The sequence below is a fragment of the Gallibacter sp. Marseille-QA0791 genome (genome assembly GCF_965119705.1).
Lineage (GTDB): Bacteria > Bacillota > Clostridia > Peptostreptococcales > Anaerovoracaceae > Lentihominibacter > Lentihominibacter excrementipullorum.
On the sequence record NZ_CBCPMH010000001.1, the window covers coordinates 2,057,198 to 2,075,016 of the forward strand.

The window sequence follows — 17,819 nt, forward strand, 5'->3', positions numbered from 1 at the left end:
GCCCGCGCTTTATATTTTCCGTTTCAGAGCAGGCTCAAGTCTCGTCGTCAGGATCGCGGCGGCCGCGATCTTGATAGCATCTCCCGGTAAAAACGGGAACACGCATGAGACCAGCGATGCCCAGAGCGGTGTCGATGTGCTGAACATGAACCAGGCTGTTCCCAATGCGTAACATATCAGAAGTCCGGCGGTCATGGTCGCAGCGCAGGCTAATACTACAGGTATGCGTTTTTTTCTCGCGGAAGAACCGATGGGAGAGGATTTTTTCTCCGCTGCCGAAAGCTCGCTCTCCGAACTGGAGCTGCCGGAGGTCTTCACGGTGTTTTCCATGAGGAGGCCGATGATCAGTACGGCCACTATGTATCCTATTATATATCCTCCCGTCGGTCCTGCCAAGACTCCTATGCCGCCTCTGAATCCTGAGAAAACGGGGACACCTGCGGCGCCCAGCAGGACGTAGACCGCCATGCTGAGAGTGCCGTATTTTTTCCCCAGGATACCGCCGGTGAGAAATACGGACAGAGTGCCCAGATTGACAGGGACAGGCGTGAACCCCAGCGGTATGGTTATGAGAGAGCATATGGCGGTGACTGCTGCGAATATGCCGCACAGTATCATCATTGTCGTTCTTGAATATGTTCCTGAAGTCATAAGTAGGATCTCCTTTTAAATATTATGGTAAATCTATAGTTTGTCGTGGGGACAATTGTAAACTATATAAAAACAATTGTCAACATAAATCGGTGCGGACGTATCACCTGTCCGTTGAACCAAAGATTTTTCTGTGCATATTATGGAGATAAGACCATAGGTATATAAGATTGAACTTTTCAGGAGGTAAATTTCAGGAGGTAAAAATGATAAGAGGATCTATCGTGGCTCTCGTGACTCCTTTCGATCAGGACGGACATGTCGATTACAGGCGGCTTGGAGAGCTGATAAACTGGCATATAGAATGGGGCACCGACGCGGTACTGGTGCTCGGGACGACAGGGGAGACTCCGGCTCTTTCAGAGGAGGAACAGGAGGAGATCGTAAGGGTCTCAATAGAGGAGGCCGGCGGCCGTATCCCCGTCATAGCCAACAGCGGCTGCAACAACACGGAAAAGACGGTGGCCAAGAGTGTGAAATATGAGAAGATGGGAGCGGATGGCCTGCTGGTGATAACACCGTATTACAATAAGCCTAATGAGACGGGGATGATGGAGCATTTCCGCAGTGTCGCCGACAGTGTCGCCATACCGATATATATCTACAACGTTCCCGCCAGGACAGGGATCTCCATAAGCCCGGAAACGGTAGCCAAGCTGGCGGTCCATGAAAACATCGCAGGAATAAAAGAGGCCAGCGGCGATATGTCTTATGCGGCCAGGATAGCCAGGCTGACGGGAGATGACTTCGCCATGTATTCCGGGAATGACGATATAACAGTGGCTCTCATGTCTATGGGAGCAGTGGGCGCTGTATCGGTCTGGGCCAATCTGATGCCGGGAAAGGTCAGGGAGATGACCCATGCCTTCCTGGATGGGGACACGGATAAGGCCAGGAAGATACAACTGGAGAACCTGAATCTGATAAACGCTCTGTTTTGTGAGACCAATCCGGTACCTGTGAAGGCGCTGATGAATATGAAGGGAATGAACGTGGGAGGATGCAGGCTCCCGCTGGGGCCTCTTTGCGGTGCCAGCAGAAGAGTCCTGAGGAATCTGGCCGACAGCCTGGAGCTGCCGCGGTGAGGACTGCGGCGTCATATCGGATAGTATGAGCAGGACGGCAGAGACGACGCACCCACTGTAAAGGTTTTGTGAAAATAAAAATAGTTGCCTTGACAACCATATATCTGGTGAGTAGAATAGTCATTACGTGCCAAGAAGGTTGTAAAGACAACTATTTTTTTGAAAGGAAGATGATACATATGAAACGGCCGCTGCCGGTATACTTTTCCATAATATACAGACATGGAAGGGTGATGCATGATAAAGCCATGAAGCAGTTTGGCATAACGGGCCAACAGATGGGATATATAAGGTGGATAGGGGAAAATCCCGGGATATCTCAGGAGGATCTGGCCAGGCGGATGCAGATAGATAAGGGAGCCGTCGCTAAAGCGGTAGGGAACCTGGTAGAAAAAGGATTCGTCGAGAGGCGAAAGAATCCGGACGACAGGAGGGCCTATTGCCTTTTCCCCACGGAAAAGGCAAGGAACATACGGAGCAGGATAGAGCAGTGCGCGCGGAGGATAGAGGGAGAGCTCTTCGATGGATTGACTCCTGAGGAGACTGAGCTCTTCGAAAATCTGCTGGGCAGAGTAACGGAAAATATGATGAGGATGCTGGAAGGAGGCAAATTATGAGGACGGTGATGAAGTATTACAAGCCCTATGTGTGGCTCATAGTTTTCAATCTGCTGTTTTTGCTGGGACAGGCCATGTGCGAGCTGGCGCTGCCAGGGTATATGTCCGATATAATAAATAACGGTATAGTGGTCCAGGATATGGATTATATAAAGAGGACAGGACTGATAATGCTGGCTGTATCGGCGGCCACAGTCTGTTGCTCTCTTCTCAGCAGCTTTCTGGCGGCCAGGGCATCGGCAAAATCATCGCGGGATATAAGACACGCGTTGTTCATGCGAGTCACAGCATTTTCGGCGGCTGAGCTGGAAGAGTTTTCTACAGCGTCGCTGATAACCAGATCTACCAATGATGTGCAGATGGTACAGCAGGCTACGGTGATGATACTCAGGCTTGCCTGCTTCGCGCCTATAATGGGTATAGGAGCTGTTATCAGAGCGCTGGATACCAGTCTCTCCCTTTCATGGACCATCGGACTGGCGCTGCTGGTGATAATCGGTATCATGGCGGTCTCCTTCTTTCTCGTGTTCCCGAAATTCAAGGTGCTTCAGAGCAAACTGGACGGGTTGAACCTGATAATGAAAGAACGGCTGTCGGGGATGCTGGTCATCAGGGCCTTCAATACTCAGAAGACGGAAGAACAGCGGTTCACCGCAGCCAACAGAGAGCTTACCAGGATAAACATGTTTGTCAACAGAGCCATGTCCTTCATGATGCCGTCGCTGATGTTCGTGATGAATGCTGTCAGCATCCTCATCGTATGGGCGGGAGCTCATCTGATAGAAGGCGGCGATCTGATGATAGGCGATATGCTGGCTTACCTCCAGTACGCCATGCATGTCATCATGTCTTTCCTTTTCATAACCATGATGTTCATCATGATACCGAGGGCAGCTGTTTCAGCACAGAGGATAGGACAGGTCATCGACACTGAGCCTACCATAGAGGATCCGGAGAAGGCGGAAACGCTGGCAGATCCTCGGGGACTGGTGGAGTTCAGGAACGTGTCCTTCGCTTACCCGGATGCCGAGGAGAAGACCCTGGAGAATATCAACTTCACTGTGGAGCCGGGGAAGACTACTGCTATCATCGGAGGGACAGGCAGCGGCAAGAGCACGCTGGTAAGCCTGATACCGAGATTCTACGATGTGACGGAAGGGCAGGTGCTGATGGATGGTGTAGATATCAGGGAACTGACTCAGCATCAGCTGCGCGATCAGATAGGATATGTGCCGCAGAAAGGGCTGCTGTTTTCCGGGACCATAGCTTCAAATCTACAGTACGGTAAGGAAGACGCCACAGCAGAGGAGATGATGGATGCTGCGAAGACAGCTCAGGCGGCGGATTTCATCGGCGAGAAAGAGCATGGACTGGACGAGGAGGTGGCCCAGGGCGGCACCAATGTATCGGGAGGTCAGAAACAGCGTCTTTCCATAGCCAGAGCTTTGGTTAAGAAACCGAAGATATATATATTTGACGACAGCTTTTCAGCGCTGGACTTCAAGACAGATAAAGCTCTCAGGAGCGCTTTGAAGGCCAAGGTAGGAGACAGCACCATCATAATCGTGGCTCAGCGCATCAATACCATAATAGACGCGGAGCAGATCGTGGTGATGGATGAAGGAAAAGTTGCCGGCATCGGTACTCACGATCAGCTGATGGAATGCTGTGACGTCTACAGAGAGATAGCGCTGTCGCAGCTCAGCGAAGAAGAACTGGAAAGGGGGCGTAAATAATGGCGGCAAAGAGAAGAGGGGGCGGCGACCCGGGCGGTCATGGAGCGAACATGATGCCGGGTGAGAAGGCCAAGGACTTCGGCAAGACGATGAAGACTCTGGCCCGATACCTGGCGCCGCATAAATTCAGACTGGCGGCAGTCTTCGTATTCGCCATAGCCAGTACTGTATTTTCCATAATATCGCCGACAATACTGGGAGATGCCACCGATAAGGTGGTGGAAGGATTGATGAGCGGTGCCGGCATAGATTTTCAGGGCTTGTTTTCCATATTGATGTTGCTTTTGATACTCTATGGCCTGAGCCTGCTGTTTGGAGCTGCTCAGGGCTGGATCATGGCAGACGCGTCTCAGAAGGTCATATATACATTGCGTGACAAGATGTCCGTCAAGCTGGACCGGCTGCCTCTCAAATATTTTGACACTAAGACTCATGGCGAGATACAGAGCAGGATGATAAATGACATCGAGACGGTCAATCAGACCTTGTCAGTCAGCCTGACACAGATGATAACCAGCTTTACTACCATAATCGGCATATTGATAATGATGCTCAGGATAAGCGTCATCATGACCGTGACCGCGCTGGTAGTGCTGCCTCTTTCCATGATAGTGATACGGCTGGTGGTCTCTAAATCTCAAGGCCATTTCAAGAACCAGCAGAAATACCTGGGGCTGGTCAACGGACATGTGGAGGAAATGTACGCCGGACATGATATCATCAAGGCGTTCAATCGTGAAGAGGAGTCGGCTCAGGTCTTCGAGGAATACAACGAAAAGCTTTGCGAATCGGCATGGAAATCCCAGTTCCTGTCGGGGACGATGATGCCGATAACCAATTTCATAGGTAACGCCGCGTACGTGGCTGTCTGCCTGCTGGGTGGGTATCTGGCAATAAACGGCAGGGTATCTATCGGAAACATACAGGCGTTCATACAGTATGTAAGGAGCTTCAACCAGCCTATTTCCCAGGTGGCCAATGTGGCCAATCAGCTGCAGTCCACCGCTGCCGCGGCTGAGCGTATCTTTGAGCTGATAGAGGAAGAAGAGGCAGTGGATATCGATACGGATCCTGCGGAGAAAATAGACGCGGACCGTGTGGAAGGACGAGTGGAGTTTGATCATGTGAAATTTGGGTACACGCCGGATGAGCCTGTGATCAAGGATTTCTCGTTCACGGCTCAACCTGGCCAGCGAGTGGCGATAGTCGGACCGACAGGAGCGGGGAAGACCACCATCGTCAAGCTGTTGATGCGATTCTATGAGCTGGACGGCGGCAGGATCACCATAGATGGTCATGATATCACGGCTCTTTCCAGGAGCAATCTGAGAGAGATGTTCGGGATGGTGCTCCAGGATACGTGGCTCAACAATGGGACTCTGAGAGAAAACATAAGATATGGCAATCCGGACGCCACTGATGAAGAAGTGGAGGCTGCAGCCAAGGCCGCTCATATAGACCATTTTATAAAGACCCAGAGCAAGGGATATGATATGGAGGTCAACGAGGAAGCCACCAATATATCTCAGGGGCAGAAACAGCTTCTGACCATCGCCAGAGCTTTTCTGGCGGACGCGCCTATATTGATCCTGGACGAGGCCACCAGCTCTGTCGATACCAGGACCGAGGCGTTGATACAGAAGGCCATGGCCAGGCTGATGGAAGGTCGTACAAGCTTCGTCATCGCCCACAGATTGTCCACGATAAAAGACGCCGATCATATACTGGTGTTGAATCATGGAGATATAATAGAGCAGGGTACCCACGAGGAGCTTCTGGCACAAAATGGATTTTATACCAGCCTTTACAACAGTCAATTTGCACAATAGATACATCGTTGTCACAAACTCGTCATAAAAGGGTGATATAACTATACACATCGTTGAAGTGAGGATATTGAAGCGAGGAAGTGGTGACATGGGCAAACTCATTAACAACAGACGTGCGATGAAGCTGGCTCTTGCAGGACTGATCGTCGTGATAGTCGGATTCGCTGCGGTACTTTTCTTCATGAGCTATGGAGGAAGAGGCGAGGCGGCAGCCGAGAGCAGTGTGGAAACGACAGGCTCTCAGGCGATGAAAATCGACACATCATCCGACTATGCCGAGGAACTTTACGGTTGCAAGGTAGATGATGTCAACGACACCGCCGCTGTGGTGAAGTTGCTGGAAACCATGGGTCTGGAGAACGTGACGGGAAAATATACCGCTACGATCGCCGCGGAGGGAGATATCCGTGTACTGACGGTGACCTTTGAAGATTCGGTTCAGAAGGCGAACAAGAAGACCCTCGATGACAATATGGTGATATGCGCTCAGCAGATGATGGCTCTGATGCCGTCGGTGGATAAGGTGCAGTGGACCTATTCTCTCAGATCGGCGGACGCGGAAGAGGAAACGACGACTGTTTCCCTCGATGAAGCGGGAGCCAGAGAACAGCTGTCACGTAATATAGATAAATATGGGGAGTCGGCCAGGGCATTCAGGAACTTACTGCAGGAACAGGCCGGAGAAGAATAATGATTTTCGACAGGGGTATAAAAAGATAGATATTGGGAGAAGCTGTCTTCCCGCCGGTCTCGGCGGGAGACAGCTTTTTTGTTCGCCCGGGAATTATCGCATGAAAAATATCGCGGCAGGCCGACTCTGTCCTATTTGCCCTGCTTTTCAAGAGCATTCAGCGGCGAATATCGCAGCAGCAGCTTTTTTTCGCGAGGCAGCTTCTTGATGGCTGCCTCACGCCTGATGGCAGAAGACTTGTCCGGCATGTATTCCAGATAGAAGGGTGTCAGAGGCCCGCGCCCCCTGGTGTACTTGGCGCCGGTGCCGCTCCTGTGAGCTGCCAGCCGTTTCTCGAAGTGATTGGTCCAGCCGGTGTAGAGGGAGCCGTCCCCGCACTTGAGGATGTACACGCATGGGCCATTGGGACAGGGAGTGTCGGTACGAGGGCTGAGACTGCCGGCTCCACTCCCGTGGGCCGGAGCTGTCGTCGGAGCCGGCTTCCGCACTTTTGTTCCCGTCTTTTTTCCCATGGGAAGCCTCCTTTCTGTCATCTGCGCAATGTCGATAATCAGATTATGACGGCGAGGAGCGGGAAAGTCAAGGGGCGCCCGTCACAGGAAGGATAGTTAAAAAACTGACAAAACATTGCTGACGTGAAAGGCCTTTTCTGATATAATGAGGTTAAAATGGAGCGATTATTGATTTATGATAGATAAATACGGCAGACAAATAGATTATATGAGGATCTCGGTCACCGAGCTGTGCAATCTCAGGTGCAGATACTGCATGCCGGAGGAAGGCATCGTAAAGAGGGATCATGAGGAGATGATGACAGCAGAGGAGACCATCGATGCGGTGAAAGCCGCCGTATCCCTCGGAGTGAAGAAGATAAGAGTCACAGGCGGAGAGCCTCTCGTAAAGAGAGGCATCGTTGAGCTGTGCGAAAATATCGCGGCTATAGACGGAGTCGAGGAATTGTGCATGACCACCAATGGCACACTGCTTCCCGGATATGCCCGGGAGTTGAGGGCTGCCGGAGTCGACAGAGTCAACATCAGCCTGGATACATTGAAGGCAGACAGGTACAGGGAAATAACCAGGATAGGGGAACTGTCGGAGGCATTGTCAGGCATAGAGGCAGCCTTTGAGGCGGGATTTGAGAAAGTGAAGATAAATACGGTCCTGATGGGCGGCTTCAACGACGATGAAATCGAGGATTTCGTCAGGCTTACGATAGATCGTCCTCTGGAAGTAAGGTTCATCGAGCTGATGCCCATAGGCGGTGGCATAGAGTTTGAAAAGGCCCGGTTCATAAGCTGCGTCAGGGTGTTGGAAAGCGTGCCGGGGCTTGAACCTCTCGATATGACCGATGGCGTCGCGGCCATGTATGCTTTGCCGGGAGCGAAGGGCAGGGTTGGCCTCATAAGACCCATAAGCTGTGATTTTTGCGAGGGCTGCAACAAGATAAGGCTGACAGCTGATGGGATGCTGAAGCCATGTCTTCATTCGGGAGCCGAGATTTCTATCAAGGGCAGGAGTCGCGAGGAGATGACTGAAGTGATCCGGGAGGCGATCCTCAGCAAACCGCAGATGAGGGAGACCCTTGACGCGGAGAATCCCAGCCATGCGGGAAGGAATATGAACAGCATAGGAGGCTGACGATGGGAGATTTCACTCATTTCAATGACGAAGGACGGGCGAAGATGGTGGACGTAGGCTCCAAGCAGGAGACGGAGCGTATCGCCGTGGCTGCCGGGAGAGTCCTGGTGAACAGGGAAACATTTGATTTGATAAAGAGCGGCGGTATGAAGAAAGGTGACGTACTGGGCACGGCGCAGATAGCCGGGATAATGGCAGCCAAGAAGACGTCGGATATTATACCGATGTGTCATCCGTTGATGCTCAGCGGCATAGACATAAAGTTCGAGCTTAACAGCGAGATCCCGGCGGTAGAAATACAGGCTCAGGTCAAATGCAGGGGTGTCACCGGTGTGGAGATGGAAGCGCTGACCGCAGTTTCGGCAGCAGCGCTGACGGTGTACGACATGTGTAAGGCCGTGCAGAAGGATATGGTGATCGAGCGTATCTGCCTCCTTTCCAAGAGAGGCGGGAAAAGCGGGGATATACATCAGGAGGAACTATGGAATACAGAGCAGCGGTAATAACCATGAGCGATAAAGGCTCGCAGGGATTACGGAAGGATACGGCCGGAGATGCCGTAGTGGAGATACTGGAGAAAAACGGCTGGACGGTAGCCTACAGGACGCTGATACCTGACGACATGGAGAGGATAAAAGAAGAGCTGATAAAGTGTGCTGACGAGCTTAAGGTCACGCTGACGGTCACTACCGGAGGCACCGGATTCTCCATGAGGGATGTGACGCCGGAGGCGACGCTGGCAGTTGTCGACAGAGAAGTGAGGGGGATACCTGAAGCTATGAGGGCCGAGAGCATGAAGATAACTCCCATGGGGATGTTGTCGAGAGCAGCCGCGGGCCTGAGGAAACAGACTCTCATCATTAATCTGCCGGGGAGCCGTAAGGCGGCCTCGGAGTGTCTGGAGGCTGTGATAAAACCTGTAAAACACGGTGTAGAAGTGCTTCTGGGAGAGGCCGGCGATTGCGCCGCTATCCATCTGCCAAAGGGCAGAGTGAAGGCTGTCTGCATCAGCGAGGAAAAGGGCCAGCAGAAGCATGATATCGGGGAAGCATATCTGAGAGCCGATCATGGGATAGAAGGGGACGCTCACGCCGGGAAATGGCACAGACAGGTGAGTCTGTTGGCGGCAGAAAGCGTGGCCAAGGTGCAGAAGGCTCTTGATTTTCAACTGAAGAGCGGCGACTTTGCCGAAAATATCCTGACGGAAGGGATAGAGCTGTTCACGCTGCCGGTGGGAACGAAGATGAAGATAGGTCAGGCCGAAGGAGAAGTGACACAGATAGGGAAGGAATGTCACCAGGGCTGCGCCATCAGAGAGCTTGCGGGAGATTGTGTAATGCCGAGAGAAGGCATATTCATAAAGGTGACGAAGAGCGGGCCGGTAAAGACCGGCGATGAGATAAAAGTGCTGGGATAACAACCGCTGAGGATTTATTTAAAGATTCCCCTCAAGGGAACACGGACGTCCGGCTGTGCCGGACAAACAGAAGGAGGAAAAAGATGATAAACAATATTACTGATTCGGTCGTTTACGTGGGAGCTAACGACCACGAACTGGATCTGTTCGAGAGCCAGTATATCGTACCTAACGGGATGGCCTACAATTCATATGTCATAAAGGATGATAAGATCGCGGTGATCGATACCATAGACAAGAGGAAGACAGACGAGTGGATGGCCAATGTGGAAGAAGCGCTGGCGGGAGCAGTCCCTGATTATCTGATAATACAGCACATGGAGCCGGATCATTCGGCATCCATCGGCGCGTTCAGGGACAAGTATCCTGATGTGACGATAGTGGGGAATAAGAAAACGTTCAAGATGATAGGTCAGTTTTTCCCGGCAATGGAGACGGGAAGCACGCTTGAGGTGGCCGATGGTGACGAGCTCGATCTGGGCGCTCATCAACTGACGTTCATATTCGCGCCTATGGTCCACTGGCCTGAGGTGATGATGACATATGAGTCCAGCGAAAAGATACTTTTCTCCGCTGACGCGTTTGGTAAGTTTGGCGCCCTCGATAAGGACGAGGAGTGGGCCTGTGAAGCCAGACGGTATTATATCGGCATCGTCGGCAAGTACGGAGCTCAGGTGCAGAATGTACTGAAGAAGGCGGCAAAGCTGGACATAGAAAAAATATGTCCGCTTCACGGGCCGGTGCTGGATGAAGATCTGGGCTATTATATCGGGCTTTACGATACGTGGTCCAGCTACAGACCTGAGGATTCAGGCGTGTGCATCTGCTATACATCGGTCTACGGCAATACCAGACAGGCTGTAGAGCTGCTGGCGCAGGAGCTGAAGAGCAGAGGTGTGGAAACGGTGGAGATCAGCGATCTGGCCAGGTGTGACATGGCGGAAGCTGTGGAAGACGCGTTCAGATATGACAGACTGGTGCTTGCGACTACTACATACAATTCCGATATCTTCCCGTTCATGAAGGAGTTCATCGATCATCTTAAGGAGAGAAATTTCCAGAACAGGATGATAGGCTTCATAGAAAACGGGTCATGGGCTCCGACCGCTCTCAAGATAATGAAAAAAGCCTTTGAGGATTCAAAGGACATCACTATGGCCGAAAATAACGTGACCATAACATCGGCGGTGAACGATGACACTAAGAAGCAGATAATCGCATTGGCCGCAGAAATGGCAGGAGACAGGAAGGCCGGAGAAGAGAAGACAGCCGATCTGGAGGAAGCGCAGAAGGAGGAGGCCGAAAAAGAAGCCGCCGCTGCCGGAAACAAAGGCTTCGTATGCACGATATGCGGTTATGTATACGAAGGAGATACGCTGCCTGATGATTTTGTCTGCCCACTCTGCAAGCAGGGAGCGGATGCCTTCAAACCAGTTGAATGAGGCCGCAGTATGAATGAAGAGGCACTTATAATAGGATGCCACCTGTCGTCGGTAAAAGGGTTTGAGCACATGGGCCGTGAGGCCGTTTCCATAGGCGCTAATACGTTCCAGTTTTTTACCAGAAACCCGCGGGGCGGACGGGCCAAGGATATCGATCCGGAAGACGTGAAACGATTTTTGACGTTGGCGGAGGAAAACAGCTTCGGGAAGCTGGTGGCGCATGCGCCATATACCCTGAATCCGTGTTCCGCCACTGAGAAGGTAAGAGCCTTCGCTTATACAGCCATGGAAGACGATATGAGGCGTATGGAACACATCCCGGGGAATTACTATAACTTTCATCCGGGAAGTCATGTGGGACAAGGTGTTGAAACAGGGATAGCGCTGATCGTTGAGCTTCTCAACAGGATAATAACGCCGCAGCAGAGCACTATGATCCTGCTGGAGACCATGGCAGGCAAAGGCAGCGAGATAGGCGGCCGCTTCGAGGAACTGAAGGCGATAATCGACGGAGTGGATATAGATGAAAAGATAGGAGTATGTCTCGATACGTGCCACGTCAGCGATGCCGGCTATGATATAGCCGGAGATCTGGACGGCGTATTGGACGAGTTTGACAGGGTGATAGGCCTGGAAAGGCTCAAAGCCCTTCATATAAATGACAGTCAAAATCCAGTGGGTGCCCATAAGGACAGGCACGCGAAGATAGGAGAAGGGTGTATCGGATATGAGGCTATAGCGCGGGTGATAAATCATCCGAAGCTGAAAGGGCTGCCGTGTATATTGGAGACGCCCAATCAGCTGCCGGGGTATGCGAGGGAGATAGAGATGCTTAAGGAAAGCAGAGGAATGTAAAAAAGGGGGGATTTAACCGTGCCTAGAGTATCAAAGGACATGAAGGTGATAATTGCGGAAGCGGCAAAGAAACGCGTAACAGAAAAGAATGTAAAAAGATTGACAGTGAAGGATATCGTTGGAGACTGCGGTATAACACGCCAGACCTTTTACTATCATTTCAAAGATATAAGAGCGCTGCTCCAGTGGATCGTGGAGCGGGAAAGTGAAAAATTCCTGTCAGATGCACAGAGCAAGGACTCGCCGGAGGAAAAGCTCAAATGTTTTTTCCTGGCGGCGATAGAGATGCTGCCGTATGTGAGGAAAAGTTTTGAGACAAATTACGGCCCTGAAATCGAGGATCTGCTGGAAAAGTCTCTGTACTGGATGCTTGAAAGATCTGCCAGAGAGGAGAATATGTACGCTGACTGCAGCTACTGGGAGAGGGAGCTGCGGCTAAGATACCACACCAAGGCGGTGATGGGACTGCTGCGGGGATGGTCGGATGAAGACTCCGATAATCTGGATGGGATAGTGCATCAGGTATATTTGCTTATGAGCGGAGTGTAATTTTACACTCCGTATTTTTTGTACATACACGATATGCCTTTTGATAATTGACATGACTGCAGGGTGGAAGCCACAATAGTATCAAAGGATATACAAGGAGGGATCATCAAAGGATGAAGGAAGTAAAACCACCGAAGAGACCTCTCGCTTATTACTATGGCATCGTGTTGCTGATAATAATCCTTTTCAATATTATCGGTACGCCGTTGATGATGAGGGAACAGGTCACAGAAGTAAGATACAGTACGTTCATGAAGGCCATCGAGAATCAGAAGATCGATGAGGTACAGATAGAGGATAACAGGATCGTATTCACTGAGAAGGACAAGAATAAAGTCTACGAGACAGGTATCGTTGAAGATCCTGATCTGACTCAGCGGCTCTATGATTCGGGCGCCAGGTTTTCCAAGGAGATAGAGAATACTATGTCGCCTCTGTTGTCAGGCCTGCTTTCCATACTGCTGCCGCTGGTGATTTTCATAGCTCTGGGTCAGTATATGAGCAGGAAGCTGACTCAGCAAATGGGCGGGAAGAACGCTCTTTCCTTTGGGATGGGCAAGAGCAACGCCAAGCTCTATGTCCAGTCGACCAAGGGCATACGGTTCAGCGACGTGGCGGGAGAGGACGAGGCCAAGGAGAATCTGGCTGAGATCGTGGACTATCTCCACGATCCGGACAAGTATACGGAAGTGGGAGCTACCATGCCCAGAGGAGTGCTGTTGGTGGGCCCTCCGGGTACAGGAAAGACCATGCTGGCCAAGGCTGTTGCCGGAGAATCGGGCGTCCCGTTCTTTTCCATATCGGGTTCGGAATTCGTGGAAATGTTCGTCGGCATGGGGGCATCCAAAGTCCGCGATCTGTTCAAGCAGGCCAAGGAAAAGGCTCCGTGCATCGTGTTCATAGACGAGATAGACGCCATTGGAAAGAAACGTAACGGAAACATCAGCGGCAACGACGAGCGGGAGCAGACTCTCAACCAGCTGTTGACGGAAATGGACGGCTTCGACGACAATACCGGGGTAATAATACTGGCGGCCACCAACCAGCCTGATTCCCTGGATCCGGCGCTGACAAGGCCGGGGCGGTTCGACAGGAGAGTCCCGGTGGAGCTGCCGGATCTGGCCGGCAGGGAAGCCATACTCAAGGTGCATGCTAAAAAGATAAAAATGGAAGGGAAGATAGATTTCCACGCCATAGCCAGGATGGCTTCGGGAGCATCAGGCGCCGAGCTGGCCAATATAATCAACGAAGCGGCGCTGCGGGCTGTGAGAAATGGCAGGAACGCGGTGATACAGGAGGATCTGGAAGAGAGCATAGAAGTGGTCATCGCCGGCTATCAGAAGAAGAACACCGTGCTTTCGGAGCACGAGAAACAGGTGGTGGCATACCACGAGACAGGACACGCTCTGGTGGCAGCCATGCAGAGCCATTCGGCTCCGGTGCAGAAGATAACCATTATTCCGAGGACGTCCGGTGCGCTGGGATATACGATGCAGGTAGACCAGGGCGACAAGTATCTCCTTTCCAAGGAAGAGATAGAGAACAAGATAGCGACATTCACAGGAGGCCGTGCCGCCGAGGAAGTGGTGTTCGGAGAGATAACTACGGGAGCGGCAAACGATATCGAGCAGGCGACCAAACTGGCCAGAGCCATGATAACCAGGTACGGGATGAGCGATCAGTTCGATATGGTCGCGCTGGAAACAGTCAACAATCAGTATCTGGGCGGCGATACGTCGCTGGTATGCTCGGCCGATACCCAGAAAGAGATAGACAGACGGGTAGTGGAGCTGGTGAAGCAGCAGCATGAGAAGGCCAGGAAGATACTGGAGGAAAACAGAGAAAAGCTGGATCAGCTGGCTAAGGTCCTGTACGAGAATGAGACTATTACAGGCGACGAGTTCATGGAAATACTGGATGAAGGGAGTGACGGCGAGTGATGAACAGGAAAACAGGGAGACCTGACTGGCTGGAGCTTGCGGTGGGGATACTGCTCATCTTACTGGGGTTCTTCACCTTTGTCAGCCCTGGGAGCATCCTCACGGGACTGGTTATGATATATGGCGTGATCGCTATGATCACAGGGATCGCCGATATTGTGCTGTATGTTAAAGTGGGGCATCATATGGGGCTGGGGCCTACCGTATCTCTGGTAGCTGGCGTCTTCAGCGTCATGGTAGGCGTGATGCTGCTCATCTATCCGGGTACAGCTGAATGGGTGATATCGATCATGCTGCCTGTCTGGTTCATCGCGCACTGTGTGTCCAGGCTGGCTCACATCGGGATGCTGAGAAAAGAGATGGGGAAGGGTTTCGCCGTCTCAATGGCAGTGCTCAACGCGGCAGGACTGCTGCTGGGCGTAGCTATGCTGCTGGATCCCGTCCTTTCGCTGATCTCGCTGGGATATATCATAGGCTTTTGTCTGATATTGCTTGGAGCGGAAAGCATAGCGAGAGCCTTTGAAAGGAGAAAATATCTGTAAAAATCATTTCCGGCCACAGACGGCGCTTTCTCGACGCTTCTGTGGCCGGATCTTTTGTGCAGCTCTGATTTTCACGGACAGGAGGCCGTTTCGGCCTCATCCTTGCAGGTCAGTATAGGCCTTATCGAAGGTGATGACGACGAAGTAACTGTCGTCTACTGTCTTTACCGCGTCTTTCGCTATTTTGAGGATCTGTTCCTCGGGATACCGGCAGCCTGCGCCCAGGACCACGTCGAAGATGACGTTCGTATGGGTCGGTCCCGGGACTATCCTGAAGTCATGGATGCTTTCTACTCCCTCGAGAGGAGCGAATGCTTTTTCGATGACGCCGCGGAGCTTGTTTATCAATGGATCATCTGTTCTGACAGGATCCATGTGTATTACGAATTCTATGTGAAGGGTCTCCTTGACGAGCCTTTCGATGTTGTCTATCATGTCGTGACTTTTCATCAAGTCGCCGTCGGCATCTACTTCCACATGCATGGATGCGAATATTTTTCCCGGCCCGTAGTTGTGGACCATCAGATCATGCATCCCCAGAACGCCAGGCTCTTTGCCTACGATTTCTGTGATAGAATTGACCAGCGATTCGTCAGGAGCTTCTCCCAGCAGCGGGCTGGAGGTCTCCCTGACCAGCTGTATGCCTGACCACAGGATAAAGAGGGCGACCAGACAGCCCATGTATCCGTCTATTTGCAGTCCGGTGAATTTACCTACCAGGACACTTATGAGTACGACGCTGGTTGATATCACGTCGTTTCTGCTGTCGGCGCCGGTAGCCATCAGAGTCACCGAGTCTATCCTCCTGCCGACCATCATATTGAAAAGAGACTGCCACAGTTTTATCGCGATGGCGGCGATCAGTACGATGATGGTCAGATAGTTGAATTCCAGCGGTTCAGGATCTATTATCTTTTCTACGGAAGTCTTGAAGAGCTGCACGCCGATGATTATTATCAATATGGAAACGAACAGTCCTGTCAGGTATTCTATGCGGGCATGGCCGTAGGGGTGATTTTTGTCTTCCGGCTGAGATGCCAGCTTGAAGCCTACGAGGGTCATCACCGATGACGACGCGTCGGCCAGATTGTTGATGCCGTCGGCTACGATGGCGATGCTCCTGGAGAAGAGCCCGATGATGATTTTCATGACGCACAATATGACATTGGATATGATGCCGATGACGCCGGCGAATTTGCCATATCGCTCTCTGACTATGGGGTCAGATGTGTTTTCGTAGTCCTTGATGAATAGCTTTATGAGAAATTTTCCCATGTTTATCAGTCCTTCCGGGCAGCCTGGCCCTGACCCTGGGCATTAGCCTGCTGCTTGCTGGCTTCTATGAGCGCGTGAGCAAACTGGTCGGAGCAGGAAGTGTTCTTGAGGCCGCATGTTATACCCAAAAGGCGGTCTTTTACCTGGTCGACCGTCATGCCCTCGGTGAGAGCCGCCAATGCTTTCAGATTACCGTTGCAGCCGCCCTTGAACTTTACATTCCTGACGATGTCGCCGTCCAGTTCGAATTCCAGCCTGGTGGAACAGACACCCTGTGGTGAAAAAGAGTATTTCATAGTTCTAAGCCCTCCTAAATTATGGTACAATACAGTATAACAAATAAACGCTGAAAGGGAAAGTAGAAGAATCATGGATATCATAAGGCGGATATTCCGGGGGAAAAAGCCTGACAGGCTGGTGACAGCCGTGATAGTGCTGGCTGTGGCTGTGGTGGCCATCGGCATAGTCGGGGCTGTTTCAGCCGGAGGCAGGGTAATAGGCGGACTGCCGGGAATCGAAGAAAAAGAAACGTATCTCAATCCTCTCACAGGTCAGGAGTCGGAAGAGGAAATGCCGGCACGACCTCTTGTCGTATCGATAGACAATGTGGGGGACGCTGTGCCTCAATCCTGGCTTTCCATGACAGATCTGGTCTATGAATTCCCGGTAGAAGGGGAGCAGACCAGGCTTCAGGCTATATATTACGGACAGTTCCCGGAGGATTTCGGACCTATCAGGAGCACCAGACCGTATTTTGTCGATCTTACCAGGGAATACAAGGGCATATTCCTGGCCCATGGCTGGAGCCCGCAGGCCAAAGAATATCTGCTCACTGATGTCGTCCCTTACATAAACGCCATGAACAGCGACTGTCAGTTCTACAGAGTGGACGATAAGAGTGCTCCGCACAATTCCTATATAACCTGGGATGAAGTGAAAAACGAGATAGACAGCCGTGGATGGTGGGATGAAAAGCAGGAGATCAGTCCCTTTGCCTTTCTCAAGGGGGCTCAGGCTAACGAAGGCGCTGCCGCTGCTTACATAGAGTTCAGATACACGGGGAGCGAATATGAATATACTTATGATGAAGCGACCGGGCGTTATACCAGAACCATAAATGGCGGCGAGGAATATGTCGACCATGAGACTGGTGAGCCGATAACCACCTGCAATATACTGGTACAGAAGGTGAGCAGCAGCGTCATCGACAGTACCGGCAGGCTGGAGATAGATATGTGCGCCGGAGGAGAAGCTATCCTGTTTACCAACGGCGTGGCTGTGGAGGGAACATGGTCAAGGGAAGACCTGGATTCAAGGACTGTATTTACCGATACGGAGGGCAATGAGTTCAAACTCACGCCGGGAAATACATGGGTAGAGGTGACGGATCAGAACTGCGAACTAAGCTATCGTTGATCATGCCTGGATATTGAAACGGGCCTTTGCCATTTACAGATAACGAAAAAGGGCTGTCTCATCAGATAAAGATCTGATGGGACAGCCCCGTTTTTTTTCGGTTCTATAATAAATGTTGGGGTATGATGCCTCA

At 51.5% G+C, this 17,819-nt stretch carries 18 protein-coding genes and 1 pseudogene; 15 read left to right on the forward strand and 4 right to left on the reverse strand.

The window, feature by feature from the left end; translation table 11 throughout:
- Positions 1–9 precede the first annotated feature (9 nt).
- Positions 10–651 carry a biotin transporter BioY gene (locus ACQY69_RS09505; RefSeq protein WP_428260290.1) on the reverse strand — a complete coding sequence of 214 codons (642 nt, stop codon included), beginning with the start codon at positions 649–651 and terminating at the stop codon, positions 10–12.
- Positions 652–857: 206 nt separating this feature from the next.
- On the opposite strand from ACQY69_RS09505, the gene dapA reads away from it, so the two are divergent.
- The 5 genes from dapA (at position 858) to ACQY69_RS09530 (ending at position 6,609) form a co-directional block, all read left to right on the forward strand.
- A complete protein-coding gene (gene dapA, locus ACQY69_RS09510; RefSeq protein ID WP_428260291.1) occupies positions 858–1,736 on the forward strand; it encodes a 4-hydroxy-tetrahydrodipicolinate synthase in 879 nt (292 codons plus the stop codon).
- Between the two features lie 179 nt (positions 1,737–1,915).
- The gene (locus ACQY69_RS09515; protein ID WP_428260292.1) at positions 1,916–2,353 is read left to right on the forward strand and encodes a MarR family winged helix-turn-helix transcriptional regulator; all 438 of its coding nucleotides are present in this window, start codon (positions 1,916–1,918) and stop codon (positions 2,351–2,353) included.
- A complete protein-coding gene (locus tag ACQY69_RS09520; RefSeq protein ID WP_428260293.1) occupies positions 2,350–4,089 on the forward strand; it encodes an ABC transporter ATP-binding protein in 1,740 nt (579 codons plus the stop codon). Before ACQY69_RS09515 ends, ACQY69_RS09520 begins: the two co-directional genes overlap by 4 nt.
- A complete protein-coding gene (locus ACQY69_RS09525; protein WP_428260294.1) occupies positions 4,089–5,918 on the forward strand; it encodes an ABC transporter ATP-binding protein in 1,830 nt (609 codons plus the stop codon). The genes ACQY69_RS09520 and ACQY69_RS09525 overlap by 1 nt, the downstream gene beginning before the upstream one ends.
- 88 nt (positions 5,919–6,006) lie before the next feature.
- Positions 6,007–6,609 (forward strand): DUF4825 domain-containing protein, encoded by a 603-nt coding sequence (locus ACQY69_RS09530; RefSeq protein WP_428260295.1) that lies wholly within the window; start codon positions 6,007–6,009, stop codon positions 6,607–6,609.
- 131 nt (positions 6,610–6,740) lie between these two features.
- On the opposite strand, the gene ACQY69_RS09535 is transcribed toward ACQY69_RS09530, so the two are convergent.
- On the reverse strand, positions 6,741–7,121 hold the full coding sequence (locus ACQY69_RS09535) for a GIY-YIG nuclease family protein (protein WP_428260296.1): 381 nt from the start codon (positions 7,119–7,121) through the stop codon (positions 6,741–6,743).
- A gap of 175 nt (positions 7,122–7,296) precedes the next feature.
- On the opposite strand from ACQY69_RS09535, the gene moaA reads away from it, so the two are divergent.
- The 9 genes and pseudogenes from moaA (at position 7,297) to ACQY69_RS09580 (ending at position 14,995) form a co-directional block, all read left to right on the forward strand.
- Positions 7,297–8,250: a GTP 3',8-cyclase MoaA gene (gene moaA, locus ACQY69_RS09540; RefSeq protein ID WP_428260297.1), complete on the forward strand. Its 954-nt coding sequence runs from the start codon at positions 7,297–7,299 to the stop codon at positions 8,248–8,250.
- A 2-nt stretch (positions 8,251–8,252) separates the two neighbouring features.
- A complete protein-coding gene (gene moaC / locus ACQY69_RS09545; RefSeq protein ID WP_428260298.1) occupies positions 8,253–8,753 on the forward strand; it encodes a cyclic pyranopterin monophosphate synthase MoaC in 501 nt (166 codons plus the stop codon).
- Positions 8,732–9,217: pseudogene (locus tag ACQY69_RS09550) on the forward strand (MogA/MoaB family molybdenum cofactor biosynthesis protein); the annotation flags it as partial. The gene moaC and the pseudogene ACQY69_RS09550, both read left to right, overlap by 22 nt.
- Positions 9,218–9,241: 24 nt before the next feature.
- Positions 9,242–9,667, forward strand: a complete 426-nt coding sequence (locus tag ACQY69_RS09555) for an MOSC domain-containing protein (protein ID WP_428261044.1) — start codon at positions 9,242–9,244, stop codon at positions 9,665–9,667.
- Between the two features lie 83 nt (positions 9,668–9,750).
- Positions 9,751–11,109, forward strand: coding sequence for a rubredoxin-like domain-containing protein (locus ACQY69_RS09560; RefSeq protein ID WP_428260299.1), 1,359 nt, complete (start codon positions 9,751–9,753; stop codon positions 11,107–11,109).
- Positions 11,110–11,118: 9 nt separating this feature from the next.
- Positions 11,119–11,964: a deoxyribonuclease IV gene (locus ACQY69_RS09565; protein ID WP_428260300.1), complete on the forward strand. Its 846-nt coding sequence runs from the start codon at positions 11,119–11,121 to the stop codon at positions 11,962–11,964.
- A gap of 18 nt (positions 11,965–11,982) precedes the next feature.
- Positions 11,983–12,513 (forward strand): TetR/AcrR family transcriptional regulator, encoded by a 531-nt coding sequence (locus ACQY69_RS09570; RefSeq protein WP_428260301.1) that lies wholly within the window; start codon positions 11,983–11,985, stop codon positions 12,511–12,513.
- Positions 12,514–12,626: 113 nt separating this feature from the next.
- Entirely contained in the window at positions 12,627–14,453 is a 1,827-nt protein-coding gene (gene ftsH, locus ACQY69_RS09575) for an ATP-dependent zinc metalloprotease FtsH (protein ID WP_428260302.1), read from the forward strand.
- Complete coding sequence (locus ACQY69_RS09580) at positions 14,453–14,995, forward strand: HdeD family acid-resistance protein (protein WP_428261045.1); 543 nt, start codon at positions 14,453–14,455, stop codon at positions 14,993–14,995. Before ftsH ends, ACQY69_RS09580 begins: the two co-directional genes overlap by 1 nt.
- Before the next feature lie 96 nt (positions 14,996–15,091).
- Here ACQY69_RS09580 and ACQY69_RS09585 read toward each other — a convergent pair whose 3' ends face one another.
- Positions 15,092–16,270, reverse strand: a complete 1,179-nt coding sequence (locus tag ACQY69_RS09585; RefSeq protein ID WP_428260303.1) for a cation diffusion facilitator family transporter — start codon at positions 16,268–16,270, stop codon at positions 15,092–15,094.
- 5 nt (positions 16,271–16,275) lie between these two features.
- Positions 16,276–16,566: a TIGR03905 family TSCPD domain-containing protein gene (locus ACQY69_RS09590; RefSeq protein ID WP_428260304.1), complete on the reverse strand. Its 291-nt coding sequence runs from the start codon at positions 16,564–16,566 to the stop codon at positions 16,276–16,278.
- Positions 16,567–16,639: 73 nt separating this feature from the next.
- Between ACQY69_RS09590 and ACQY69_RS09595 the strand changes: the two genes are divergently transcribed.
- A complete protein-coding gene (locus tag ACQY69_RS09595) occupies positions 16,640–17,686 on the forward strand; it encodes a DUF3048 domain-containing protein (RefSeq protein WP_428260305.1) in 1,047 nt (348 codons plus the stop codon).
- Positions 17,687–17,819: the final 133 nt, after the last annotated feature.